Annotated in this window: 26 protein-coding genes and 2 riboswitches; of the genes, 16 read left to right on the top strand and 10 right to left on the bottom strand. The window is 49.0% G+C overall.

Annotation, left to right across the window (positions count from 1 at the left end):
* Window positions 1-9 precede the first annotated feature (9 nt).
* Both O6P33_RS02875 and O6P33_RS02880 read left to right on the top strand, forming a co-directional pair.
* Window positions 10-309, top strand: a complete 300-nt coding sequence (locus tag O6P33_RS02875) for a hypothetical protein (RefSeq protein ID WP_269818745.1) — start codon at window positions 10-12, stop codon at window positions 307-309.
* A 35-nt stretch (window positions 310-344) separates the two neighbouring features.
* Window positions 345-896 carry a YqiA/YcfP family alpha/beta fold hydrolase gene (locus tag O6P33_RS02880; RefSeq protein WP_269818746.1) on the top strand — a complete coding sequence of 184 codons (552 nt, stop codon included), beginning with the start codon at window positions 345-347 and terminating at the stop codon, window positions 894-896.
* Window positions 897-1024: 128 nt separating this feature from the next.
* Here the strand turns inward: O6P33_RS02880 and O6P33_RS02885 are convergent, their stop codons facing one another.
* The 3 genes from O6P33_RS02885 to O6P33_RS02895 all read right to left on the bottom strand — a co-directional run bounded on the left by O6P33_RS02885 (window position 1025) and on the right by O6P33_RS02895 (window position 3181).
* Window positions 1025-1888, bottom strand: a complete 864-nt coding sequence (locus tag O6P33_RS02885) for an AbaSI family restriction endonuclease (RefSeq protein ID WP_269818747.1) — start codon at window positions 1886-1888, stop codon at window positions 1025-1027.
* A gap of 54 nt (window positions 1889-1942) precedes the next feature.
* Entirely contained in the window at window positions 1943-2149 is a 207-nt protein-coding gene (locus tag O6P33_RS02890) for a hypothetical protein (RefSeq protein ID WP_269818748.1), read from the bottom strand.
* 66 nt (window positions 2150-2215) lie between these two features.
* Window positions 2216-3181: a DNA-processing protein DprA gene (locus tag O6P33_RS02895; protein ID WP_269818749.1), complete on the bottom strand. Its 966-nt coding sequence runs from the start codon at window positions 3179-3181 to the stop codon at window positions 2216-2218.
* A gap of 192 nt (window positions 3182-3373) precedes the next feature.
* Between O6P33_RS02895 and O6P33_RS02900 the strand changes: the two genes are divergently transcribed.
* On the top strand, window positions 3374-3883 hold the full coding sequence (locus O6P33_RS02900; RefSeq protein WP_269818750.1) for a M48 family metallopeptidase: 510 nt from the start codon (window positions 3374-3376) through the stop codon (window positions 3881-3883).
* A gap of 99 nt (window positions 3884-3982) precedes the next feature.
* Here O6P33_RS02900 and O6P33_RS02905 read toward each other — a convergent pair whose 3' ends face one another.
* Window positions 3983-5422: a sodium:solute symporter family transporter gene (locus O6P33_RS02905; RefSeq protein WP_269818751.1), complete on the bottom strand. Its 1440-nt coding sequence runs from the start codon at window positions 5420-5422 to the stop codon at window positions 3983-3985.
* A 94-nt stretch (window positions 5423-5516) separates the two neighbouring features.
* Window positions 5517-5624, bottom strand: a riboswitch (TPP riboswitch).
* A gap of 101 nt (window positions 5625-5725) precedes the next feature.
* Window positions 5726-5821: riboswitch (TPP riboswitch) on the top strand.
* Between the two features lie 46 nt (window positions 5822-5867).
* On the opposite strand from O6P33_RS02905, the gene O6P33_RS02910 reads away from it, so the two are divergent.
* The 3 genes from O6P33_RS02910 to O6P33_RS02920 are packed head-to-tail and all read left to right on the top strand — an operon-like array spanning window position 5868 to window position 8813.
* On the top strand, window positions 5868-6641 hold the full coding sequence (locus O6P33_RS02910) for a 3-oxoacyl-ACP reductase (protein ID WP_269818752.1): 774 nt from the start codon (window positions 5868-5870) through the stop codon (window positions 6639-6641).
* On the top strand, window positions 6641-7957 hold the full coding sequence (locus O6P33_RS02915) for an LLM class flavin-dependent oxidoreductase (protein ID WP_269818753.1): 1317 nt from the start codon (window positions 6641-6643) through the stop codon (window positions 7955-7957). Before O6P33_RS02910 ends, O6P33_RS02915 begins: the two co-directional genes overlap by 1 nt.
* A gap of 31 nt (window positions 7958-7988) precedes the next feature.
* Window positions 7989-8813 (top strand): DUF3298 and DUF4163 domain-containing protein, encoded by an 825-nt coding sequence (locus O6P33_RS02920; protein WP_269818754.1) that lies wholly within the window; start codon window positions 7989-7991, stop codon window positions 8811-8813.
* Between the two features lie 77 nt (window positions 8814-8890).
* Here the strand turns inward: O6P33_RS02920 and O6P33_RS02925 are convergent, their stop codons facing one another.
* Window positions 8891-9211, bottom strand: a complete 321-nt coding sequence (locus tag O6P33_RS02925) for a DUF962 domain-containing protein (RefSeq protein ID WP_269818755.1) — start codon at window positions 9209-9211, stop codon at window positions 8891-8893.
* A gap of 71 nt (window positions 9212-9282) precedes the next feature.
* Window positions 9283-9954 carry a GMP/IMP nucleotidase gene (gene yrfG / locus O6P33_RS02930; RefSeq protein ID WP_269818756.1) on the bottom strand — a complete coding sequence of 224 codons (672 nt, stop codon included), beginning with the start codon at window positions 9952-9954 and terminating at the stop codon, window positions 9283-9285.
* Between the two features lie 71 nt (window positions 9955-10025).
* Here yrfG and nudE point away from each other — a divergent pair, with 71 nt between their 5' ends.
* From nudE to O6P33_RS02975, 9 genes are all read left to right on the top strand, one after another.
* A complete protein-coding gene (gene nudE / locus O6P33_RS02935; RefSeq protein WP_269818757.1) occupies window positions 10026-10592 on the top strand; it encodes an ADP compounds hydrolase NudE in 567 nt (188 codons plus the stop codon).
* Window positions 10589-11398 carry a 3'(2'),5'-bisphosphate nucleotidase CysQ gene (gene cysQ, locus O6P33_RS02940; RefSeq protein WP_269818758.1) on the top strand — a complete coding sequence of 270 codons (810 nt, stop codon included), beginning with the start codon at window positions 10589-10591 and terminating at the stop codon, window positions 11396-11398. Before nudE ends, cysQ begins: the two co-directional genes overlap by 4 nt.
* A gap of 108 nt (window positions 11399-11506) precedes the next feature.
* On the top strand, window positions 11507-12682 hold the full coding sequence (locus O6P33_RS02945; protein ID WP_269818759.1) for a YbfB/YjiJ family MFS transporter: 1176 nt from the start codon (window positions 11507-11509) through the stop codon (window positions 12680-12682).
* Between the two features lie 245 nt (window positions 12683-12927).
* On the top strand, window positions 12928-13251 hold the full coding sequence (locus O6P33_RS02950; protein WP_269818760.1) for an ArsR/SmtB family transcription factor: 324 nt from the start codon (window positions 12928-12930) through the stop codon (window positions 13249-13251).
* Window positions 13252-13346: 95 nt separating this feature from the next.
* Window positions 13347-13550: a YgaP family membrane protein gene (locus O6P33_RS02955; RefSeq protein ID WP_269818761.1), complete on the top strand. Its 204-nt coding sequence runs from the start codon at window positions 13347-13349 to the stop codon at window positions 13548-13550.
* 156 nt (window positions 13551-13706) lie between these two features.
* Window positions 13707-14570 carry an MBL fold metallo-hydrolase gene (locus tag O6P33_RS02960; RefSeq protein WP_269818762.1) on the top strand — a complete coding sequence of 288 codons (864 nt, stop codon included), beginning with the start codon at window positions 13707-13709 and terminating at the stop codon, window positions 14568-14570.
* Window positions 14571-14586: 16 nt separating this feature from the next.
* Window positions 14587-16329, top strand: a complete 1743-nt coding sequence (locus O6P33_RS02965; protein ID WP_269818763.1) for a bifunctional protein tyrosine phosphatase family protein/NAD(P)/FAD-dependent oxidoreductase — start codon at window positions 14587-14589, stop codon at window positions 16327-16329.
* Window positions 16326-18059 (top strand): SulP family inorganic anion transporter, encoded by a 1734-nt coding sequence (locus O6P33_RS02970; RefSeq protein WP_420094957.1) that lies wholly within the window; start codon window positions 16326-16328, stop codon window positions 18057-18059. Before O6P33_RS02965 ends, O6P33_RS02970 begins: the two co-directional genes overlap by 4 nt.
* Before the next feature lie 172 nt (window positions 18060-18231).
* On the top strand, window positions 18232-19200 hold the full coding sequence (locus O6P33_RS02975; RefSeq protein WP_420094975.1) for a cytochrome-c peroxidase: 969 nt from the start codon (window positions 18232-18234) through the stop codon (window positions 19198-19200).
* Between the two features lie 55 nt (window positions 19201-19255).
* On the opposite strand, the gene O6P33_RS02980 is transcribed toward O6P33_RS02975, so the two are convergent.
* Window positions 19256-19540, bottom strand: a complete 285-nt coding sequence (locus tag O6P33_RS02980; RefSeq protein WP_269818765.1) for a YheV family putative zinc ribbon protein — start codon at window positions 19538-19540, stop codon at window positions 19256-19258.
* Window positions 19541-19554: 14 nt separating this feature from the next.
* The gene (gene prlC / locus O6P33_RS02985; protein ID WP_269818766.1) at window positions 19555-21606 is read right to left on the bottom strand and encodes an oligopeptidase A; all 2052 of its coding nucleotides are present in this window, start codon (window positions 21604-21606) and stop codon (window positions 19555-19557) included.
* 101 nt (window positions 21607-21707) lie between these two features.
* Between prlC and O6P33_RS02990 the strand changes: the two genes are divergently transcribed.
* Window positions 21708-22253, top strand: coding sequence for a gamma carbonic anhydrase family protein (locus O6P33_RS02990; protein WP_269818767.1), 546 nt, complete (start codon window positions 21708-21710; stop codon window positions 22251-22253).
* A gap of 42 nt (window positions 22254-22295) precedes the next feature.
* Here O6P33_RS02990 and O6P33_RS02995 read toward each other — a convergent pair whose 3' ends face one another.
* Window positions 22296-23747 (bottom strand): TrkH family potassium uptake protein, encoded by a 1452-nt coding sequence (locus O6P33_RS02995; RefSeq protein WP_269818768.1) that lies wholly within the window; start codon window positions 23745-23747, stop codon window positions 22296-22298.
* A 34-nt stretch (window positions 23748-23781) separates the two neighbouring features.
* Window positions 23782-25155, bottom strand: coding sequence for a Trk system potassium transporter TrkA (gene trkA / locus O6P33_RS03000; protein WP_269818769.1), 1374 nt, complete (start codon window positions 25153-25155; stop codon window positions 23782-23784).

The raw sequence follows: 25155 nt of genomic DNA on the forward strand, positions 1-25155 counted from the left end.
GGTAGTTAAATGAATAAAATCCTACATAATCGTATTGATGAAATCCTGTTTTACAAATGGGACCCTATCGGAGTGTCCGACTCAAATTGGCCGCGAGATGAATACAAATTATATGTTAATAAGGTTTTAGATCTGGCTGTAAACAATACAACAGCTCAACCGTTAGCTGAGTATTTGACGTACCTGTCTACAGAAATAATACAAAGCACTGTCAGTAATGAGCGCACTTGCAAAGTAGCAGAACTGATATTTTCTATCGCTCATGATCGAGCATATTATCCTGATCATGCGGTTATAACTGTTGATTGATGCAGTGCTAATAGGACGACTAACAAGGACAATCAATGAAAATTCTATATCTGCACGGCTTTGCTTCTGCCGTAAAGAAAAGCAGCAAAAAGTATGATGAGCTAAGCAAGATAGGCGAAGTTGTGCCCTTTGCTCCAGACTACTGCCAAGGCTTTGATCAAGTGATTAAAGATACTTTAGCTTTCGCAGTAGCAGCAGGAAACATACAGGGCATTGTTGGTACATCTATGGGTGGTTATACGGCTTCGCATATCGCGGCACAGCTTAAGGTGCCTTTCGTTGCTATCAATCCATCGATTACGCCAAGCCAGACCCTAAAAAAATACATAGGCAAGCACCAAAATTATGATGGCAGCAGTTATGAGCTGAAACTTGCGCACGTGGGCTCGTATCCAGATTTTAATACGACGGCTAGAGGTTTAATTATTGTGAGCGCGTTGGATGAAGTCATTCCTGCTAAGGACACCCAAGCCTTTGCTAAAGAAAAACAGTTGCCCATTATAAGCTGTAATTATGGCGACCATCGTTTTGAAGATATTTCGCCATTGATTGAGCAGATCACTAAGCATCTTCAAGATGTACATTAACTACAAGTCTTCATAAAACTACTCAGAAAACCATATTGCACCCTCTTAAAGAGCTGCAGCAGTAAAGTAATTACCAGTTCCAGAGCAGTGAATTACGATGTTAGGAGGATGAGTAGTTTGCTACCCGGCTAGCATTGATTTTGCTTATATGTATTAACTCTGGTTGCAGTACGGTGCCAAATCAGTCCTGTCTTTTCAGTACTGTTTTTTGTATCTAACTCGTATAACCCTCTAAAACGATATAAAATATCACCTAGATTTCCTTTGACCTTCGCAAAAACTATACGTTTATGCTTATATTTTTCTTTATCTTCTATATGGCTTAAAATATATGATTTAGCTTTGTCATCATTTATATTTCTTTCAGTTATTGTTTCTTCATCTCTACTAATTTGATTGTCCCACTCTCCATTTTCAAACAGCTTAGGAAACCATAATATTGTATCGATATCTGGATGTGATGCTCCAGCTCTTTGATAGCCAGTGTAATTATGACCAAAACAATTACATGCATCTTTTATGGTTTTAAATGCAACATCGTCAGCAATATCAATATAGCCTCGTTGGATATATGTTTCAGAATTAAATTCAGAGTCAATATCCCAAGGTATAAATGAAGTGCTACGCTTAATTTCTTTTATTTTATCAACAGTTTCTTTAACTTTATCATTAATTTCTTCAAGTGATTGGGTTGCATCGATCCGTATAATCTGATGCCCAGTAGCGTTGATAATGTCTGCTTCACGCAATTTATCTGCTGCAATGTTAGCACCATTAAAATGATGCCCTTCATCAACTTCAATATGTAAGTTAAATTGTGTAAAGTATAAATCAGTTAGCGCTCGACCTTCTGGCCTAGTCACATACTGTTGGGTTACAAACTTAACAGTTAAATCGTTCAGTAAGTGAATAATTCGTGTCACAACATAAGCTTCATATTTTTTATTTTTTGTTCTTCCTAGTTGCCTGGTTATATATTCTTTTTTATTCATTATTAAAATCCAAATTAAAATTCTAGCGCCGTATACTATAGTAAATATCAGGTCTTATTTTATAAACTCAAAAGCTATCTCACCTAAGTCGTGTCCTTCAACGTCAAGGCTGGCGCCAAAAATAGGGCACACTGAGATGCGCAGAGTTGCGCCTGATGGCTCGCAATCTTGATTCACTTCATTTTCTGTTTTTTTGCGCATGATGGACAAATAGTGTGCTGTTTGTTCTGGGGATAATTGCATGTTTAATTTTTTAGTCATAAATATATTTGCTTTAAAAATGGCTGTGTACGTAGTGGGTTTAATAACAAAGCCTAAATGATGCTGTTAAACATAAGAGGCTGGGTTGTCTACCGTTCCTGTAAACGAGGTGGCTTGAGCTTCAAGCTGAGTATAGATTTCTTTATAGGATTCTCGGGTGTAGTAATGAGCACGGCCACTCTTAACGAGATTTTGTGTTCCTGCTATGGCTGGAATGCTTAGATCAGAGTAACCAGCAGCTGTAACATCAGGAACAAATACAGGACGTCCCATGGCGTAGCTGGCATCGACTGCATGCATTGTGCCGCCATCAATGGATGTTTCTATCGCAAAAACCGCAACAGATAAACCAGCTTGAATCCTATCGCGCTTAGCAAAAAGAGCAGGCATCAATCGAGTGCCAGGTGGATTTTCTGAAACCCAGAGACCATCGCTGTTTAAGATTTCATCAGCAAGCTTTCGATTTCCAGCTGGCGAAATTGAGATTAAGTCTACAAGCACGGCAATGGTAGGGGCGTTAAAGTCCAACGCTGCACGGTGTGCGATAGCGTCGATACCCAGTGCCAAGCCGCTAACAATCGTAAATTCTGTTCTTGCAAACTCTGCAACGGTTTTTACCGTCAGCTTTTCACCCACGCTCGTATTTTGACGTGTTCCCACCACAGCAATAGATTTTTCGTTTTGCAGTAGATCTATATTACCTTTGCAAAAAAGAAAAGGCGGCGGCGAAGCAACATCGAGTAGGCGATTGGGGTAGTTAGCATCTCCACGTAATAAAACTTGGATGCCTTGCTGTTGCCAGCCATCAAGTTTTTCGGAAAGCGGCTGCCTTGCAGAATCAAATTGACCGGCTTTTAAAAACTCAACCAACGAGGATGGCGTTCTTTTAAGAGGTAATTTGTGTTTGCGGTAGCCTGCGAGATCTTCAAGTGTTTTAAGCTGATTGGCAGCGGCGAAAACTAATAATGCGCTTATTGTTTCGTTCCCAACGCCTTTGAGTTCTTTAAGTACAAGTGCGTCTAGCAAATTCATATTATTTACCCGCTATAAAAGTATGAGGAAGCGATATACTTACATGGCTTTTAAACTGCAAGTTAACAGCTGGGTGCGACATAGCGTGTCGCTTTGCTGTTACCCCTCAACGTAAATCGATAGGTCTAGAATTGTACAGAGGGTATCTGTCTAGCGTTTTTTATTCATGTTGTTGAGAGGAATAGAGTGGCAATGTCTGAGCTCAAATACTTAGCCGCCTATGCGCCAGAACTGCAGGCGCAAGTACGCAACATGTTGGCGCAGGATAAGCTCGGTGCTTATTTACAGCAACGTTATCCCGAGCGCCATAGTGTGCAAAGTGATAAGGCGTTGTATCAGTTCACCACGGAACTCAAACAGCAATACCTGCGCAATTCTCCCAACATAGATAAAGTGTTGTACGACAGTAAGTTGGATGTATTGCGCCATGCTTTGGGTCTGCATACGGCGATTTCACGGGTGCAAGGCAATAAGCTCACAGCAAAAAAAGAAATCCGTATTGCCTCATTGTTTCGCGATACGCCGCCAGAGTTTTTGCAGATGATAGTGGTGCATGAGTTGGCGCACCTGCGAGAAAAAGACCATAACAAAGCCTTTTATCAGCTGTGTCAGCATATGTTGCCGGATTATCATCAGTATGAGTTTGATCTGCGTATTTACCTGACTTGGCGCGATACGCTGGCAAAAAAAGGCCAAGGTTAGGCATGGTTTAAATAGCGCGGCCAGCTTGCCTAGGCGCTGAGCACACTGCATATCTACAGTACTCTGGTCAGCAGCGTCAAACTGTACTTAACCGCTAGCTTACCCTTCCAGGTTGCGCACCCGCTGCGCCAAAACGGCAAAATCAAAACGCACTTTAGTGGGCACCAATAGCAGCACCATGGAGATGGCTACCGGAACGAGTGTGGCCAACAGAAATGATTCCAGCAGATTGGTGGTCGGTGCCCCTGGGCTGGGGAATATCAGCAAACCAGCGACGAGCCCACCGAGAGTGCTGAGTACGGCGTTATAGCTTCGGTAGCGCGCACTGTAAAAGCCAAAAAACACCGGGAAAGCTGCCGCACAACAGAGTAAATCTGCGAGCAAAAATAGATAAAGAATACTGTAACCCTGCGCCGCCACAATCAGTACCGGTACCGACAGTACGATAATTAACCAACGCGATAGCTTCAGTAAACTGTGGTTGCTGAACTTAGGTAATAAGCGGCCCATATCCACCACAAAGATGCTGGTTAGGGCGCTGATGGTGGAGTCGGCACTGCTCATAATCAGCGCCAGACCAAAGGGCAGCAGGCCGATAGCAAACCACAGCGGGGCGTCACGCAGTAGCACACTAAACAGCGCGACAGAGCCATCGCCGGGCAAGTCGAGGCCGACAAAGGCCAAACCAAACAAGCCCATAATAAAGATAATTGGGAAAATCAGCAGACCGCTGAGAATAAAGCCATTACGAATCACTCGGCTGCTGCGTGCGGCAAAAATACGCTGCCAAGTGCCTTGGTAAAATAGGCCGGTCAGCACTACTGCGAGGAAGAATGTTAGACCAGATTTTAAACCATTCAGATCAAAAGGGTTGAGTAGCTGCGGGGCTTTTTCTTGCAGGCTATGCGCCATGCTTGTGATGCCGCCAGTAGCTTTCCAGCCAAAAAACATCAGCACCAGGAGAAACGGAAGAATCACCAGCATCTGCAAACGGTCAGTGAAAATCGTCACGCGCAAGCCGCCATAGAGGGTGTAAATCAGTGTGGCGACCATCACAATGCTTGCGGTTTGCCACAGCGGTACCGGTGCCAGTAGTGCGACCATTTCTGCAATTGCCGTCAGCCCAGCGGTGAGGCTAATAAACATAAAGAAAACCATGATGACCAGCACAAAGGCATACATAACACGCCCGTAACGACCGAGAACGAACTCAGTCAGAGTGTGGCCTTCTGGCATCAGGGTACGAATACGTGGGCCGATTTGCGTCATGATTAAACTGGGCACCATCGAGCCTAAAGCGTAGCCGGTAATGGCACCAATGCCGCCCCACGTGGCGGCTTGTGCGGGACCAAATAAAATCCATGTGCCTAGGGTGGTGGCCAGTAATGTGAGCAAGGTGGCAGTGCTGCTTTGACTGTTGCGGGCCACCAGAAAATCATCCAGTTTATCTTGGCTGCGGCGGGCGTAGATCAGGCCGGGGACGGCAAAGAGTACGGCGAATAAAAGCAGCCAAACTAGAGCGGTAGAAGCACTGAGCATTGGTTTTTCCTTGCCTGTCAGGCACTAAAGTACGCACGCACAAGGCGCATAAGGGCGTGACAGCAAAGAAATAAAGGCCTGCGCAGACACAGAAATGATCAGCGCTCTCCATCCCTTCGCCGGCATTACCCAGATCAGGTTCAAAGGGTTACTGTAGAAAATACAGAATCTCAGCCGTGACTTGGCTCCCCTTGGATTGCGCACAGACTATGAAGCCTGCGGGCAATTGTCAATTTCAAATAAGTGCGAGTATGCGGTTTGAGTGCGCGCCTACAATGCAGTGCGCTTTATATGCTATGGTTTTCGCTCGACACGGGGTGTCCTGTTTGCAGGGCTGAGAGAATACCCGTTGAACCTGATCCAGTTCATACTGGCGAAGGGATGTCAGTCGCAGGTTGAGTTCCCGTCTGTCTATCCATATCTTCGCCTCTTTTTTGAGGTGTTTATGCCAAGTTCTATCCGTCTTGATCAACAGCTGGTGCTGGTCACTGGTGCGGCCCGCGGTTTAGGTGAGCATTTAGTGCGCGCTTTTCTACGTGAAGGTGCACTTGTAGTCATCAACTATTGCCACAGCGCTGAGGCTGCGCACAAGCTGGCCAGTGCAGCACCAGAGCAGTTGTTAGCCATTCAAGCCGATGTCACTGATAAGGCCGCGGTACAGGCGATGTTTGCCCAAGCCCGTGAGCATTTTGGCAAGCCCGTGACTACGGTGATTAATAACGCTTTGCCCAGCTTTTCTTTTAACGGCGATGCCCGTCCGAGTGTTGAGCAATTAACTCTAGCGCAGTTAAATCAGCAGTTCGACGGAGTGGTGGGTGGGGCGCTGAATACCACCCAAGCGGCGCTGGCCGGTATGCGCGAAGCGGGTTTTGGTCGCATTGTAAATATTGGTACCAATCTGTTTCAGAACCCGGTGGTGCCGTATCACGATTACACTGCCGGTAAAGCCGCCTTGCTGTCCCTGACCCGCACTCTTTCGCAAGATTTAGGCCCCGATAATATAACGGTGAATATGGTCTCTGGCGGTTTATTGCGCACCACCGATGCCTCGGCTGCTACCCCAGAGGCAGTGTTTGATTACATTGCCGCCAATACGCCGCTGCGTCGGGTGACCACGCCGGCTGAGTTTGCTGATGCGATTGTATTCTTTGCTTCGCCTTGGGCCCGTGCGGTAACGGGGCAAAATTTAATTGTTGACGGCGGCTTGGTGAAAAACTGATGACGACTGCAAAAGATACTCAGCGCATGATGCACATTAATCTATTTATTATGGGCTGCGGCCACCATAAAGCCGCTTGGCGTCATCCCAACTCCATGGTGGAGCAACTGGGCGATATCGCTTATTACGAACGCTTGGCGCAAATTGCTGAGCGGGGCAAATTGGATGCGGTGTTCTTTGCTGATGGCGCCTCGGTGGGCAATGTCTCCGATGGCAGTCCGTGGTTTATGGAACCGCTCACTGCCATTGCCGCGATGAGTCGTGCCACAGAAAAAATCGGTTTTATCAGTACGGTCTCCAGCACCTTTTACACGCCATTCCATGCGGCGCGTTTGGTGGCCTCTCTGGACCATATCAGTAAGGGCCGTATCGGCTGGAACGTGGTCACTTCCATGTTCGATGAAGAAGCGCGCAACCATGGTTATCAAGCGATGCCGGCCCACTCGGAGCGTTACCGCCGCGCCGAAGAGTTTGTGCAGACTGTATTGGGGCTGTGGGATTCTTGGCAGGATGATGCCTTAGAATTTGACCGTCAGGGCCATTACGCCAACCCAGCTAAAGTGCAGCCGATTAACCATGAGGGTGAATTCTTTTTGGTGGATGGCCCGCTGAATATCCCTCGCCCAGTACAGGGGCATCCGGTGCTGTTTCAAGCGGGATCCTCTGAGCAAGGCCGCACGTTAGCGGCTAAATGTGCCGAAGCGATTTACGCGGTGGCTTATGATTTACCCGCCGCGCAGGGTTATTACGCTGACATTAAACAGCGGGTTAAAACAGCGGGACGCAGCGCACCTGTGCCGATTATGCCGGGGCTGGTGACTTATGTAGCTGCCACTGAGGAAGAAGCACAAGCCAAGCAGCGTGAGCTGGATGAGTTGCTGCCAGTGGCAGCCTCTTTGCGCCAGTTAAGTGTTTTTACTGAGCAAGACTGCATGAGCTGGACCTTGGATGAGCCAGTCCCCGAGTTGCCGCCGTTAGCTGAGTTTAAAGGCCCGCAAGGCCGCTACAGCACTATTTTGCGCATTATCGAAACCGAGCAGCCCACGGTGCGCCAGTTATTAGGGCGTTTAGCAGCTGGTGGCGGCCACTGCACTATGGTTGGTACACCTGAGCAGATTGCCGATAAGATGGAGAACTGGTTTCGCAATGGCGGGGCTGATGGCTTTAACTTGATGCCGCCGTCGTTGCCCTATGGCATTGAAGATTTTGTTGAGCAGGTGATCCCCGAGTTACAGCGTCGCGGCTTATTTCGCACTGAGTATACGGGCAACACTTTGCGGGAACATTTGGGGCTGGCGCGGCCGCAGCATCCTTAATATGCAGGAAAACTTTGAAAAGGTATGGACGATGCAGGGATTTAAGCTTTTTGTAACCCGCGCTATTTTGTTGGGAGGCCTGAGCCTGGGGGCTTTCGCTAACAGTGCGCTACAAGCAGAGCAGCGCACACCGCTGATCGTGCCGCAGCTGTTAAACTTGGTTAAGCACAAACAATGTTTTGACCAGGCAGCAGAAGAGTATTGTGCGGATTTGCAGATAGAGTTTGAGGCAACAGGGGTGCCTTGGCTGGATCTTGCTTTATTAGCGAAGTTGGATATGCAGCAGGATGCGGGTCAGCAAGCACCCAGCAGTATTGCAGAGCAACTGCAGCGCATTGAGCAGCAAGCGGATGCTTGGCTGAGTGAAAGCTATGCCGATATTCAAGAAGCGCGGGCAGCGCCAGAGCCTTATTTTATTGCTTATGATTATCGGGACAGTCTGAGGTTTATTGCGCAGCGCAATCAGTTAGCCAGTTTTAAGCAGTTTTTCTACGCTTATTCCGGCGGCGCCCACGGCATGCACCACACCAGCTATGCGTTGTATGACTTAGATACGCGCCAACAATTGTTGTTGCCGGATCTTTTGCAGCGCTTTGCTGAGACTAAGCTGTTAGAAAAGTTACGTGAGCTGTATTTAGAGGATTACCCTGACTATGCGCAAAGCTGGCTAAGCGGCAGCCTCGCGGAGCAAACCGAGACCTTATTAACCGATAATTTTGTTTTTGATGAGCAGGGTTTAACTTTCAGCTATGCGCCCTATGTGCTGGGTCCGTACTCGGAAGGTGAAATACGCTTAACGCTGTATTACAGCCAGCTGCAAGACATTCTTAAACCAGAGTATCTACTTGGCAATTAAGCACTCGTATCGATACTGCTGACTGTGAAGAGGGCAGCAGTATCGGCACGGTTACAGGGCTGTGATGGTGCGTTGGCTTACCAAGCAATGCGGCCAAGCAGGATGTCTTTAAACATCACGAAATCACCGGTTAAGCTGTAAAACGGGTGTTGAAAAGTCGCGGGGCGGTTTTTTTCAAAGACAAAGTGTCCCAGCCAAGCAAAGCCATAACCACATACAGGCAGTGCTAGCAGCCACCAAGGGCTGATCACCGCAAGCAGCACACAGACCGCGATACTGATCACGCCAAGGGTGCCAAAAAAGTGTAAGCGGCGGCTGGTGCTGTTCTCATGCTCGGATAGGTAGTACGGGTAAAATTCGGCGAAGCTATTAAAGCTGATGGGCTTGTGCTGACTCATGGCGTGCTCTCTTATTATTGTGAGTGTTAGCCATTTGTAGCCAAGCCGTCCTCGACTGTCAACGCCTGCGCTTAGGGGATTTGTAGGTTGCTGACTAAGTCCAGTAGATCTGTTGATGGGATAAACTCTTCACAGTTTTTATGACCTGCTTGGCTGTCAGGTTGCAACACCGCGCGTAAATGGCCAATGCCGTAATGTTGCGCGCTGCGCAGAACAGGCAGGCTGTCGTCAATAAATAAGCTGCGTTCTGGTTGGAAGTCCAGCTCTTGCCTGAGACTTTGCCAAAAACGTTGGTCTTCTTTTGGGTAGCCGTAATCGTGTGAGCTGATAATGACATCCAGGAGCGGCTCTAAGTGCACTTTCTCTAGTTTGATTTGCAATGAATCACGGTGCGCATTAGTGACTAAAACGCAGTGCTTACCGGCCGCTCGCAGTGCAGCAAGAAACTTATCGGCATTGGCCCGTAGGCGGATCAGCTCGGCTGTATCCTGTTTCATCTGCTTGATGGGTAGATCCAGTTTGCCGCTCCAAAAATCCACGCAGTACCAATGGATTTGTCCTGTATAGGAGGCTAACAAAGGTTTGATATAAGCATCAGCCTCTGCCCGAGTGATTCCGTTTTTGTCGGCATAATATTGCGGCATATAGTCGAGCCAAAAGACATTATCAAAATGCAGGTCGAGCAACGTGCCGTCCATATCCAATAAAACTGTATCAATTTTCTCCCAAGGCAGCAGCTGCATACTTAAATCTCTCTAAAACTGTGTGTTCAAGCGCGCTATGATACCTAATATAAGCAATCGGAGTTTTTGTTATGCGAGAAAAACCAGTCATTTTAGCCAGCGAAGAAGTGGCGCGTAGTCGTATTTTTCGCGTCGAACAATTACAGCTGCGCTTTAGTAATGGGGTGGAGCGTACTTACGAGCGCTTGCGCGGTAAGGCCGGCGGTTTAGGCGCGGTAATGATTGTGGCCATGACCGATGCTGAGCATGTAGTGTTGGTTGAAGAGTATTGTGCCGGTAGTGAAGATTATGAGTTGTCGTTACCGAAAGGCTTAATTGATCCCGGTGAAGATGCTTTGCAAGCGGCCAATCGTGAGTTGCAAGAAGAGGCGGGCTTTGCTGCGCGTTCTTTAGAGTTTATTACTGAACTGAGTTTATCCCCAGGTTATATGAGTCAGCGTATTAGCGTTGTTTTAGCCCGCGACCTCTATCCGTCACGCTTACCCGGTGACGAACCAGAGCAGATGCGCGTTGAAACCGTTAGCTTGCGTAACTTGCTGGGTTTGTTAGAGCACCCACAGTTTACTGAGGGCCGAGCATTGGCGGCGATGTATGTGGTGCGTGACTTACTCCAGCAGCGTGGCGAGTTAACAGTATGATGGACAGTTTGATTAAACCCGTGCTTGAGCTGGTGCGGGCTGCGGGGCAGGCAACTTTGCCGTATTGGCAAGCGGGAGTGACTGTGCAAACCAAGGCCGACGACTCGCCAGTGACGGCGGCAGATATTGCTGCACATAAAGTGTTGGCCGCTGGGTTGGCCGCTTTAGATGCGAGTATTCCAGTACTCTCGGAAGAAGATTGCGCTATTGCGCTCAGCGAGCGTCAGCAGTGGACGCGTTGGTGGTTGGTTGATCCGCTTGATGGTACCAAAGAGTTTATCAGTGGCAGCGCTGAGTATACGGTCAACGTCGCATTGGTTGAGCGCGGTGAGGTGGTCTTTGGTGTGGTTGGTGTGCCAGTTACTGACAGTGTTTATTATGGTGGCGCAGCATTCGGTGCTTTTTGCCGCGATGCTGACGGCGCTATTCGTTCCTTGCAGATGCGCACTGCGCCCCAAGATGAGTTGGTGGTACTGGCCAGTAAGCGTCATAGCAGTCCTGAGCAAGAGGCGTTATTGCAGGGTTTAGCCGCGCAGTTTCCACGATTGCACTTGCTGAATGTGGGCAGCTCGCTGAAGTTTTGTCAGATGGCTGAAGGTGCAGCAGATCTTTATCCGCGTTTAGCGCCCACTTCACAATGGGATACTGCTGCGGCGCAAGGTGTGCTTGAGGGTGCCGGCGGGCAAGTGCTGAATCTGCAAGGGCAAGCGCTGACTTATGCCGCGCAGGAAAGCTATTTGAATCCGCATTTTATTGCCTTACCGCAACAAGCTCCGTGGCGAGAGCAGGTTTTAGCCAGTCTATAGACTGGCGTTAGCACTGAGAGTTTTAATCCAGGTGTTTACCACTAATGTCGCAAAGCACCATTGGTTAAAGCCCTGCACACTGAACGTTTTAATAATAAGAACATATTTATGACTGAAAAAACTCCAGACCTGTTACGGGTAATTATTGCTGGTGCCTTAGTGTTGCTGGTGGTGCATACCTTAGGGCGCTTTATTTATACCCCTTTGCTGCCGTGGCTGGTTGAAGATGGCTTGCTGACACTAAAGCAGGGTGCGGATGTTGCTAGTTGGAACTATCTTGGCTATTTAATTGGTGCCTTGTTGGCCATGCGCTGGCATCGTGTTGAGCAAATTCATAAGGTTTTGCCATGGGCCTTGGCCATTAACGTCTTATGTACGCTGCTACAAACCCAAGCTGAAAGTGCCGAGAGTCTGTCAGCTTTGCGCCTGATTAACGGGATAACTAACGGTATCGTTTTTGTGCAAGCGCCGTCATTGATTCTGGAGTGGTTGGCACGGCATGGGCGTGCTACTGCCAGTGGCTTAGTGTATTTAGGCGTGGGTGTTGGTTTGCTTGTGTCCAGTGCGCTGGTGGCTGTGCCAAGTGACTGGTTGCACGGGGCCGCGCGCTGGTGGCCGGCTTTTATTCTCAGTGTGCCCTTAGCATGGTGGGGCTGGCGTCAGTTGGCTGTGTTAGATATTCCTGCGCCGGTGGTGGTACCTAAAGCCAATGGTGAAGTGCCGTCGTCACGTTTACTGGATCGCGCGAGTACGCCGCTATTTTTATCCTATGCGGGAGCTGGTTTGGGTTATATCTTACCTTTAACGTTTTTGCCTATGCTGGCCAGTTTAGAGCTTGAACCTGGTAGTTTTTTAGTTGATGGCAGCTGGCTAGTGGTGGCGCTGGCGACCTTACCCGCACCTTGGATTTGGAATAAAGTGGGCGCGCGCATTGGTGATGCTTTGGCGCTGCGCATTAACTATATTTTGCAGCTGTTGGGCGTTCTGGCAGTGTTATTATTACCGGCAGCGTGGGGTGTTGTGCTCTGTGCTTTGCTAGTGGGCGGTACATTTTTAGGCACTGTGTTATTGACTCAGCGTCTCGCGCGCACTTTGCACCCGCATCAAGGTCCACGCTTATCTGCGGCTTTGGTCGCTTTATATGGCTTTACCCAGCTGACGGGGCCTTGGCTAACCGGGCAATGGTTGGCTGCCAGCGGTACCTTGCATGGGGCTTTTTGGTTAGGTGCAGGGGCTTTACTGTGGGGTTTGGTTTGGGCCTTACTGACACCTGAAAAAAGTTAAACGAAAAGGCTTGTTGTGTGTCAAGGTGACGCAGGTAAAAAAGCTGGTAAAATGATTGCCAGTTAGTCTGAGCTAATATCCTTTTCTCTTCTGAGCTTATGCTCTAATGCCCTGTTTTGCTAATGCTTAGAGCAGGGTAATATAACTTAGGCATGATAAATAATAGGCTGGACGGTTTTTATAGTGAGCGGTGCAGAGCACGCGATAAAAACCTTTCAGTGATGACTCGTTTTAGGGTGTATAAAATGAATGACTCTGCTGTTTTGATAGACATTGACCGACTGCGCGATAATGCCGGTGCGGCGGGCCAGCTGTTAAAAGCGCTGGGTAACCCTGATCGATTGTTACTGTTGTGTCAGCTCGTGCAAGGCGAGATGAATGTGGGTGAGCTAGAAGAACAACTGAAAATTGTGCAGCCAACGCTATCACAGCAATTGAGTGTTTTGCGTCGTGAGGGGCTGGTCGATACCCGTCGTGACGGGCGACAGATTTATTACAGCATTAGCAGTCCACAAGCACTTGCTGTGATTGAAACCTTGTACGGTTTATTTTGCGCTGCAGACCAGTAGTTTGCCGCTGCGACAATTTTACCTGTATATACTTTACCTTGCTGTATAGTAATGTTGTGAGATAGATATTTCAAAAGCAACAGCGAGGAATCATCATGAAAAGTAATATGGGTTCAATTGATCGTGCTTTGCGGATTATTGTCGGTTTAGTCTTAGTCGGTTTAGCGCTGACAAGTACTGTGGGATGGTGGGGCTGGTTGGGGATTATTCCAATCGTGACCGGTGTATTGGGTAACTGCCCGCTCTATAGCGTTATTGGGGTAAATACCTGTGGCACTAAGCAGTGCAACAAAAAATAGCAGACAGTTAAACGCGCATCAACATAAGGCACCTTAGGGGTGCCTTTTTTGTTTCTAGCATGCATCGCACCCGCATATTCTAATTAGCTATAAGCATATGCTTGAAAAGCGTGTATAATAGATAGCATGTTTATATAATGTTTTGAGGACGGTATTATGCAACCTGCAGTAACCGCTTTTTTTGACCCAGAAACTTACACTTACAGCTATGTCGTGCGTGACCCTAGTTCACAGTTTTGTGTAGTTCTCGATTCGGTTTTGGATTACGACCCAGCATCAGGTCGGACCAGCACGCACAGTGCGGAAAAAATTGTCAATTTTGTTCGTGAGCAGCAACTCAGCGTAGTTTGGCTTTTAGAAACCCATGTGCATGCAGATCACCTCTCAGCAGCACCGTATTTACAGCAAGAGCTGGGTGGACAGTTGGCCATCGGCAGTCACATCAAGACTGTACAGAAAGTCTTTGGTGAGATTTTTAACGCCGAGCCACAGTTTGCTACTGATGGCAGCCAGTTTGATCGCTTACTCAATGAAGGCGACACCTTAACCTTCGGCGCAATGACGGTAGAGGTGATGCACACTCCAGGACATACGCCCGCCTGTTTGAGTTATGTGATTGGCGATGCGGTATTTGTTGGCGACACTTTGTTTATGCCAGATTACGGTACAGCGCGCTGCGACTTTCCAGGCGGCGATGCGGCAACCCTGTATAACTCGATCCAGCGTCTATTTGAATTGCCCGATAACACGCGCATGTTTATGTGCCATGACTATCAAGCGCCTGGCCGTGACGAATACTGCAATGAAACCACAGTTGCCGCTGAGCGGAAAAACAATATTCATGTGCGTGAAGGCATTAGCCAAGAAGAGTTTGTGGCGATGCGTACAGCCCGTGATGCCACTTTATCCATGCCCCGTTTAATCTTGCCCTCAGTGCAAGTGAATATGCGTGCAGGTGATTTGCCACCTGCAGAAGATAACGGTGTACGCTATTTAAAAATCCCTTTAAACGCACTGTAATTGTGGAGAAATCCTAATGGAAGCAAGCAAACAGCTCACACCTTTTTTATCTGTTATTGGGCAAATTCAACCGACAGATATGGCTTCCGTAGCCGCTTCGGGCTTTCTTACGGTCATTAACAATCGCCCTGATGGTGAAGGTGAAGGCCAGCCCAGTAGCGCTGAGATGGCGGCAGCCGCGCAAGCGTCTGGCTTGCAATACCATTATTTACCGGTGATTGCAGGGCAAATCAGCGATGCCAATGTCAGTGATTTTGCTCAGTTATTAAGCCAAGTCAAAGGTCCAGTATTAGCGTTTTGCCGTACTGGTACACGCTCATCTAGTTTGTGGGCGTTAAGTGAGGCAAGCCGTTTGGATGCCACCGCTATTTTGGCTGCAGCCCAATCGGCGGGCTACGACTTAACCGGTTTAGTGCCGCGCATACAGCAGCGCTGGACTGAGCAGCAGTGCGTCCCCGATGCTGCACACTCGGCGCAGAGCAATCGTTATGATGTTCTAGTGATTGGTGGTGGTGCGGCGGGCTGTGCTGTCACTGCCAGCTTGCTCAAGCGTGATGCAAGTTTGCGCATTGGGGTGGTTGAGCCCAGCGAGCAACACTATTATCAGCCAGGCTGGACCATGGTGGGCGCGGGGGTCTTTACCCGTTCGCAAACTGAGCGGCCGATGGCGCAATGCATCCCTGAGCCGGCGCAGTGGATTCGAGCGGCAGTGACCGGCTTTCTACCTGAACAAAACACCGTGGTATTAGAGGATGGCCGGCAGCTGGCTTACCGCACCTTGATTGTGTGCCCGGGCTTAAAGCTACATTGGGATGCCATTAAAGGCTTGCGTGAAACCCTTGGCAAAAACGGCGTGACCTCCAACTATGTTTTAGAGTTGGCGCCTTATACTTGGCAGCTGGTGCAAAACTTACGCAAAGGCCGAGCTATTTTTACCCAGCCACCAATGCCGATTAAATGTGCCGGTGCGCCACAAAAAGCCTTGTATATGTCCGCTGACTGGTGGCTGAAAGAAGGTGTTTTAGCCGCCGTGGAAACTGAGTTTTGTACAGCGGGCAATGTGTTGTTTGGTGTGGCCGACTTTGTGCCACCATTGATGCAGTACATCGATAAATACCAAACCCAACTGAACTTCCAGCACAACCTAGTAGAGGTTGACGGTGAGGCTGGGAAGGCGTGGTTTGTGGTGACTGATGCTGAGGGAAATCAGCAGCGCATTGAAAAGTCTTTTGACTTTTTACATGCAGTACCGCCCCAGCGCGCGCCGCGTTTTGTCCGTGAAAGTGTTTTAGCAGATAAAGACGGTTGGCTGGAAGTACACCATGACACCCTGTGTCATCCTCGTTTTGGCAATATTTTTGCTCTAGGTGATGTGTGCTCTGCGCCCAATGCAAAAACTGCAGCAGCAGTACGTAAACAAGCGCCAGTGGTGGCGGAAAATATTTTAGCAGTCTTGGCTAAGCGCGAAGTGCGTGCAGTCTACGATGGTTATGGTGCTTGCCCGTTGGTAGTGGAGCGCGGCAAAGCAGTGCTTGCTGAGTTTGGTTATGGCGGTAAGTTATTGCCCACTTTCCCCCTCGATCCGCTGGTGCCACGTCGTTTAGCTTGGCAGCTGAAAGCACGTTGGATGCCGTCTATTTACTTCGATATGTTGCTCAAAGGTCGCGAATGGTTGGCGAAACCCAGCGTACTTGATCATGCACCGCATCGACCCACAGCCGTACAGGCTTGTGATTTTCAATCAGGAACTAAAGAGTGAAACTAAGACGCTGGCTACCCTGCATCGACTGGGTAGCTTCTTATGACCGTATGACCGCTGGCAAAGATGGCTTGGCCGCGGTCATTGTCACCTTGATGTTGATTCCGCAAAGTTTAGCCTATGCCATGCTGGCTGGCTTACCGCCAATAACCGGCTTGTATGCCAGTATTGCACCATTGTTGCTGTATGCGGTTTTTGGTTCTAGCCGCACTTTGGCGGTTGGCCCAGTGGCAGTTATTTCCTTGATGACGGCAGCTGCGTTAGAGCCGATGTTCCCATCCGGCTCTGCCGCTTATATTGGTGCTGCGATGTTGTTGGCTGCTTTATCTGGTGTGGTATTGCTGCTGATGGCTGTGCTGCGCTTAGGTTTTTTAGCTAACTTTCTCAGCCATCCAGTGATCTCTGGGTTTATCAGTGCTTCTGGGCTATTGATCGCTTTAAGTCAGTTTAAATATATTCTTGGAGTCAGTGCCGAAGGGCAAACGGTGCTGCAGCTTATTCCTTCGTTGGCGCAGCAACTGCCGTTTATTAATGTGCCAACTTTACTGATTGGTGGCTTGTGCCTAGTGTTTTTACAATTAGCGCGTACCCGTTTAAAAGGGTTGCTGTTGGCGCTAGGATTGAGCCCAGGTTGGGCCGATAGCCTAACTAAAACAGGACCTGTATTAACCATTATTGTTTCTGTGTTAATAGTGACCTGGGGTGATTTGGCCAGTAGTGGCGTGCATGTGGTTGGTGCGATTCCAGAAGGCTTGCCAGCTTTACGTCTGCCGACGATGGATTGGCAGTTGGCGATGCAATTGCTGCCTGCGGCGCTTTTGATTAGTTTGGTGGGTTTTGTTGAATCTGTCTCTGTGGCGCAAACATTGGCGGCAAAGCGGCGTGAGCGGATTGATCCTGACCAAGAGTTGGTGGGTTTAGGTGCGGCGAATATTGCTGCGGCAGTGAGCGGTGGTTTTCCTGTCACAGGTGGCTTTTCACGTTCGATTGTTAATTTTGATGCGGGTGCGCGCACACCGATGGCGGGCATTTTAACTGCACTAGGGATTGCACTGACTGCATTGTTTTTCACCCCGCTATTTCACAATTTACCGCACGCAGTGTTAGCGGCCACCATTATTGTTGCGGTGCTGAGTTTGGTTGATTTTGGCTCGTTAAAGCGCACTTGGCGTTTTTCCAAGCAAGATTTTATCGCCCAAGCAGCCACCATGTTTGGTGTGCTGTTTATGGGGGTTGAGATTGGTATTGTGATGGGTGTGAGTCTGTCCTTATTGCTGTTCTTATGGCGTACCAGTCGTCCACATAGTGCTGTGGTAGGGCAATTACCGGGCAGTGAGCATTTTCGCAATATTGAGCGGTTTAATGTTATTCAAAGCGACACTGTCTTGTCCTTGCGCGTTGATGAAAGCCTGTATTTTCCCAATGCACGCTATTTAGAAGAGCGCATTATTGAATTGATGGTGGATTACCCTGACTGTCAGCATTTAGTGTTGATGTGTTCTGGGGTGAACTTAATTGATGCCAGTGCTCTGGATAGTTTAGAGGCCATTGCAGAGCGCCTAACTGCGGCGCAGGTGCAGCTGCACTTGTCGGAAGTAAAGGGCCCAGTGATGGATCAGTTGCGCCGCTCCGACTTTCTCAATGAGTTTGGTGGGCAGGTTTTTGTCAGTCAATATGCCGCCATGCAGGCGTTGGATCCGGCAAGCATCATGCGTGCAGCGCAAAGCTAACAGTGGCTTGGTTTGAGTGTGCGCAAAAGAATATTAGCCTCAATAGCCTTTAGTTGATCTTGATCAATTAAAGGCTAAGTGCTATCAAGCATCCTGACACTAATAAAGTTATTGAGTTCCATAGAGGGATGTTCTAATGCTTAAGCTATCTGTATTGGCGCTCACGGTAAGTATGAGTGTTGCTGCCTTTGCTGCGCCGCAAAAAAATGAGCCTATTCAACCCATTGAGCCAGCGGTAGTTACCGATGCGGCAAAGGTTGAGTTGGGTAAACAGCTGTTCTTTGATCCGCGCTTATCGAAGTCCGGTTTTATTTCCTGTAACTCCTGTCACAACTTGAGCATGGGCGGCAGTGATAACTTACCGTCTTCTATTGGTCACAACTGGCAAGAAGGTCCTATCAACTCGCCAACAGTGCTGAACTCCAGTTTAAACCTGGCACAGTTTTGGGATGGACGCGCTGCTGACTTGCAAGAGCAGGCCGGTGGCCCTATTGCTAACCCAATGGAGATGGGCTTTACCCATGACTTAGCAGTGGGCGTTTTAGCGTCTATTCCACAGTATGTGCAGTCGTTCCAAGATGTTTATAACACTGACACCATTACTATTAATGAAGTGACTGATGCCATTGCTGAGTTTGAAAAAACTTTAGTGACGCCGAATGCGCCGTTTGATCAGTGGCTGCAAGGTAATGATGATGCGATCTCAGCTGATGCTAAGGCTGGCTATAAGCTATTTAAAGAAGTAGGTTGCACCGCTTGCCATAACGGGCCAGCAGTGGGCGGTAACTCATTCCAGAAAATGGGTTTATTTGAAGAGTATGTCACTGATAACCCTGCCGAAGGTGTGGCTGGTTTGACTGGTGATGACTTAGACCGCTTTAAGTTTAAAGTACCAACCTTGCGTAACGTTGAATTAACCTACCCGTACTTCCATGACGGTGCTTACTGGAATCTGGAAGAGGCGGTTGATGTCATGGCGCGCTTACAGTTGGGGCGTAAGCTGGATGAAGAGCAGATCAGCCAGATGACTGCATTCTTAAAAAGCTTGACGGGTGAGCAACCCAGCTTTGCAGTTCCAATGCTGCCACCTTCCACTGCGGCAACACCTCGTCCAGTACCTTTTGAGAAACTGGCTGAGTAAGCTTGCAGTTATAAAAAAACGGCCCACTGAGGCCGTTTTTTATTGCGCTGAAAATTTATTTTTTCAACTTGGGGTTGGGGAAAAACTGCAGTGCTTGGCCTTTGCTCTCTTTGGGTTTTTGCAATGCGCTGACATTGACGCGGGTGGGTAATTCATTGGGAATGGAATTACCTTCCGCGTTTAAAGTGTCGCTATAACCGCAATGCACGCAATCACGGTGTGGGACTTCATCCACTTCCCACATGCGGATGCCGTCCATGACCTGACAGGCTGGGCAGACTGCACCAGCGATAAAGCGTTTTTGCGGTTCTTTCTCTGTGGTAGCACTTGGCGTTGTCATTATCATCTCGTCCGTTATGCTGCGTTATGGTCGCTAAGACCGCTGTGGCGCAATAGTGCGTCGATGGCTGGCTCGCGTCCGCGAAACTCAACAAACAGTTGCATAGGTGACTGGGAGCCGCCTTTAGCAAGGATGGCGTCACGGAAGGCGCGGCCAGTTTCTGGGTTGAGCACACCTTCTTCTTCAAAGCGGGAAAATGCATCAGCAGATAACACTTCTGCCCATTTGTAGCTGTAATAACCAGCCGCGTAACCACCGGCAAAAATGTGTGCAAAACTGTTGGCAAAACGATTCCAGCTTGGTGGTGTCATTACCGCCACTTGCTCGCGCACGCTGTGCAATACATCTAATACGCTGCGGCCATCACCGTGACTGCAGTGCAGCTCAAAGTCGAATAGCGAGAATTCTAACTGGCGCAACATGCCTAGACCTGATTGGAAGTTGCGAGCAGCCAGCATTTTATCCAGTAGTGCTTTGGGCAGTACTTCTTGGCTCTCGTAGTGGCCGGAAATGAGCGCTAAGCCTTCCGGTTGCCAGCACCAGTTTTCCATAAACTGGCTGGGCAATTCCACCGCATCCCAAGCCACACCATTGATGCCAGACGCGCCGGCGAACTCAATGCGGGTTAATAAGTGGTGCAGGCCGTGGCCAAATTCATGGAATAACGTGGTGACCTCATCATGGGTTAACAGCGCAGGTTTGCCTTGGCTGGCAGGGGTGAAATTGCACACTAGGTAAGCAATGGGGTTGATCAGGCTGCCATCAGCGGCGCGGTATTTATCCCGCGAGCCATCCATCCAAGCTCCGCCACGCTTGTGTGCCCGCGCATACAGATCAAAGAAAAAGCGTCCGACATGTTGGCCATTTTCAGTGATTTCAAACAAACGCACATCGGGATGCCAGCTATCAAAGTCACTCAGCTCGGTGATTTGAATTCCATACAGTCGCTCAACAATGGCGAATAAACCGCTCAGGACTTTATCGATGGGGAAGTAAGCGCGTAGCTCTTCTTCACTGATGTCGTAGCGCTGCTCACGTAGCTTCTCGCTGAAATAACCCACATCCCAGCTGTTGAGATCCTGCACATTGTGCTCGGCAGCAAAAGCGCGCAATTCATTTAAGTCTTGCTCGGCAAAGGGTTTGCTGCGCTCAGCTAAGTCGTGCAAGAAGGTTAATACTTGCTCAGTTGACTCGGCCATTTTGGTGCTCAGTGACAGCTCACTGTAGTTTTTAAAGCCCAGCAGTTGTGCCAGTTCGAGGCGTAAATCTAAGATTTCTGCCATGATCGGTGAGTTGTCGAGCTGACCGGCATTGGGGCCTTGATCGGATGCACGGGTGCTATAAGCGGTATACACCTCTTCACGTAGGTTGCGGTCGTCAGCATAGGTCATGACGGCGTAATAGCTGGGGAACTCAAGGGTGATTAACCAGCCATCGAGCGCTTTGTCTTGCGCGGCCTGGGCCATTTGCTCTTTGGCTGAGTCGGTTAAACCGGCTAAAGCTTGCTCGTCGGTAATATGCTTGGTCCAGGCTTGGGTGGCATCGAGCAAGTTATTGGAAAAGCTGCTGGAAAGATCAGACAGGCGCATTTGAATTTCGCCATAGCGCTTCTGCTGCGCAGGCTCTAGGTCAATACCGGATAAACGAAAATCACGCAATTGATCTTCTAAAATGGTTTTTTGTGCAATGGAGAACTGCTCTGCAGCAGGACTGCTTGCGAGGGCTTGATAGGCTTTAAATAGAGCGCGATTTTGCCCCAGCTCAGTCCAAAACTCAGACAGCTTGGGTAAGCAGGCTTCATAGGCCACGCGCAGTTCGGGGCTGTTGCATACCGCGTTCAAGTGGCTGACGGGGCTCCAAGCTTCGCCTAGGCGGGCGCCCAGTTCGTCCATGGGGAGCACTAAGCTGTCCCAAGTGGGCTGTTGTGCATTGTTTAATAGTTGCGCAATAGCAGCACGGCTGTCGGCGAGAATTTTATCAATGGCTGGCTCAATATGCTCAGGGCGAATGGCTGAATAGGTGGGTAAGTCAAAATCTTGCAATAAAGGGTTCGATTGATCAGTCACGGTAATACCTGTAAAAACAAAAAAGGGGATGGCGGCTTAACCGCCAATCATGCATCTATCTTAATACAAATCAGTGCCTACGCGGCTTAAGGTTTTCTATTGTGTCGATTAGAATCTATAACGAAATATTACCACAGTGCGGCGCTCGGGTATTTGTTGATGAAAGTGCAGTGGTGATCGGTGATGTGCATTTAGCTGCAGATTGTTCAGTGTGGCCGCAGGCCGTGATACGGGGTGATATGCACCGTATTCGCATTGGTGCGCGTAGCAGTGTGCAAGATGGCAGTGTGTTACATATCACCCATGCAGGGCCATTTAATCCTGCCGGCTATCCATTGGATATTGGTGAGGATGTGACCATCGGGCATCAAGCGTTATTACATGGCTGCAGTATTGGCTCGCGGGTATTGATTGGCATGGGTTCGATTGTGATGGATGGTGCACGTATCGATGATGATGTGGTTTTAGCAGCCGGAAGCTTAGTGGCGCCGGGTAAGCACTTGCCCAGTGGTTACTTATATATGGGCCGTCCAGCGCAGCAAGTACGCGCCCTTAGCGAAGAAGAAATGGCTTATTTTACCTACACTGCCGGCAACTATGTGCGCCTGAAAGATGCGTATTTAGCGCAAGCCCAGCCAACTGGATAGCGTAGCTTTGTGCAGGTTAAGGAGTTGAATGCTGCGCAGCTATCAATAACGCCAAAATGCCGGTGACAGTAAAATCAGCAAGGAGAATACCTCGAGACGACCGAGTATCATCGCTAAGCTCAGGATCAGCTTGGCTGCATCAGGCAAACTGCCATAGTGCGCAGTTACATCACCGAGTGCCGGTCCGAGGTTGTTCATGCATGAGGCCAATGCCGAAAATGCGGTCACTGGGTCAAGTTCACAGGCCAATAAGGCGAGCATCAGGGTGAAGAAAGTCACCATATAGACGACACAAAACCCCCATACCGATTCAATAACACGGTCGGGCACCTTGCGCTTGCCTAACTTAATGGTGAAAACCCCGTTGGGGTGGAGCAGGCGTTGGATCTCACGTTGCCCTTGGCGATATAACAGCATCACTCGCATCACTTTCATGCCGCCACCGGTGGAGCCGGCACAGGCACCAATAAAGGTGGTGTAGAGCAATAAAAAGGGCAAAAAGCTAGGCCAGCCACTAAAGTCAGTGATACTAAAGCCTGTGGTGGTGGTGACTGAGACCACCTGGAATGCCGCATAGCGCAGGGATAGCAGTGGGTTGGCATGATGGTCATAAATCATCAAAATGACCGCGGTGATAGCAAAAGTGACAGCGAGTATTTTTAGGTAGGTGAGGCACTCAGGATCACTTAAATAAGCTTTCAGGGAGCGGCTGCGTAAGGCTAGAAAGTGCAGGGCAAAGTTCATCCCGGAGATGGCCATAAAGAACATACAGATCAGCTCAATCAGCGCGCTATCAAAGTAGCCGATGCTGGCATCATGGGTAGAAAAACCACCAATCGCAATAGTGGAGAAACTATGGCTAATGGCATCGAATACATCCATGCCAGCCGCCCAGTAGGCTAGAGCGCAAAGCAAGGTCAAGGCGCAATAAATCATCCATAAAGTTTTTGCCGTATCAGCAATGCGTGGAGAGAGTTTGTTGTCTTTGAGTGGTCCAGGCATTTCTGTGCGGTACAGTTGCATCCCACCTACACCTAACATTGGCATAATTGCCACTGCTAAGACGACAATCCCCATACCGCCGAGCCATTGTAATTGCTGGCGATAGTAAAGAATGGAATGCGGCAGTTGATCGATACCGGTTAATACTGTGGCACCAGTGGTACTTAAGCCGGAAAATGCTTCAAACAGAGAGTCGCTGACGCCCATGCTGGGGCTGGGGGAAAGTAAGAAAGGAATCGCTCCGAACACACCCAGTACAATCCAAAACAAGGCCGTAATTAAATAACCGTCGCGCACCCGCAATTCAGCCCGAGCGCGGCGCACCGGTAGCCAAATAGCTAGGCCGGTCAGCAAGGTAATCGCAAATGACCAAGCAAAACTTGCACTTGAGCCGCCACCCTCATAGAGAGCAATCAGTAGTGGTGGTATATGACTGCTACTAAATAGCATCAATAACACGCCCAGAATGCGACCAATTGCGGCAAAGTGCATGGAGTCTACTCGTTCAAGTCTGTGGGGTTATCAGTTAAAAGAAGGTCAGCCCGGGCTGGAACAGACGTTCTACATCACGAATATATTTTTTATCGACCACGAAAATAATAAAGTGATCATCCGCTTGAATGATAAGGTCTTCACTGCCAATCAAAACCGTATCGTTGCGAATAATCGCGCCAATGGTGGTGGCTGGCGGTAAGTTGATTTCACTGAGCTTACGGCCAATTACTTTACTGGATTTGCGATCACCGTGGGCAATGGCTTCAATGGCTTCTGCGGCGCCGCGGCGCAGCGAGTGGACGCTGGCAATATCGCCACGGCGCACGTGGGTCAATAGGGTACTCAGGGTCGCCAGTTGTGGGCTGATCGCAATATCAATGGCGCCACCTTGGACCAAGTCAGCGTAAGCTGGATTATTAATGATCGCCATGACTTTTCGTGCGCCCAAGCGCTTGGCCAGCAGCGAAGCCATGATGTTGGCTTCGTCATCGTTGGTCAGGGCTAAGAAAATATCCACTTCATCAATGTTTTCTTCCACCAGCAGATCGCGGTCGGAAGCGCTGCCATGTAGTACCACAGTGGTGTCTAAACTGTCGGATAAATAACGGCAGCGAGCGGCGTTGATTTCAATGATTTTAACTTGATAGCGGCTTTCAATTGCCTCGGCTAAGCGTTCACCAATATGCCCACCGCCAGCAATAATGACTTTACGGTAGCTGTCTTCCATGCGCCGTAACTCGCTCATGACGGCGCGGATATGAATACGAGCGGCAATGAAAAACACTTCATCATCCACTTCGATAATAGTATCGCCAGTGGGGAAAATTGGCCGGTCACGGCGGAAAATTGCAGCAACCCGAGTGTCTACATTGGGCATATGCTCCCGCAGTTGACGCAGCTCTTGTCCCACCAGCGGGCCACCATAATAGGCGCGAACACACACCAACTGCGCTTTGCCATCGGCAAAATCGAGGACTTGTAAGGCGCCTGGGTATTCAATTAAACGTTTAATATGGTTGGTGACGGCCTGCTCAGGGCTGATTAAGACATCAATCGGAATCGCATCAGGAGCAAATAACTCGGAACGGGTTAAGTAAGCCGACTCACGTACTCGGGCTATTTTGGTTGGTGTACGAAATAAAGTGTGCGCCACTTGGCAGGCGACCATGTTGGTTTCATCGCTGTTGGTCACAGCCACCAGCATGTCAGCATCATCAGCACCGGCTTGGCGTAAAATAGTTGGAAACGAGCAATGCCCCTGCACTGTGCGAATATCTAAGCGATCACCCAAGTCACGCAAGCGTTCAGTGTCGGTGTCTACCACGGTAATATCATTGGCTTCACTGGCGAGGTGCTCAGCTAGGGTGCCGCCCACTTGTCCCGCCCCGAGAATAATAATTTTCAT

Source organism: Denitrificimonas caeni, assembly GCF_027498055.1.
GTDB lineage: Bacteria > Pseudomonadota > Gammaproteobacteria > Pseudomonadales > Pseudomonadaceae > Denitrificimonas.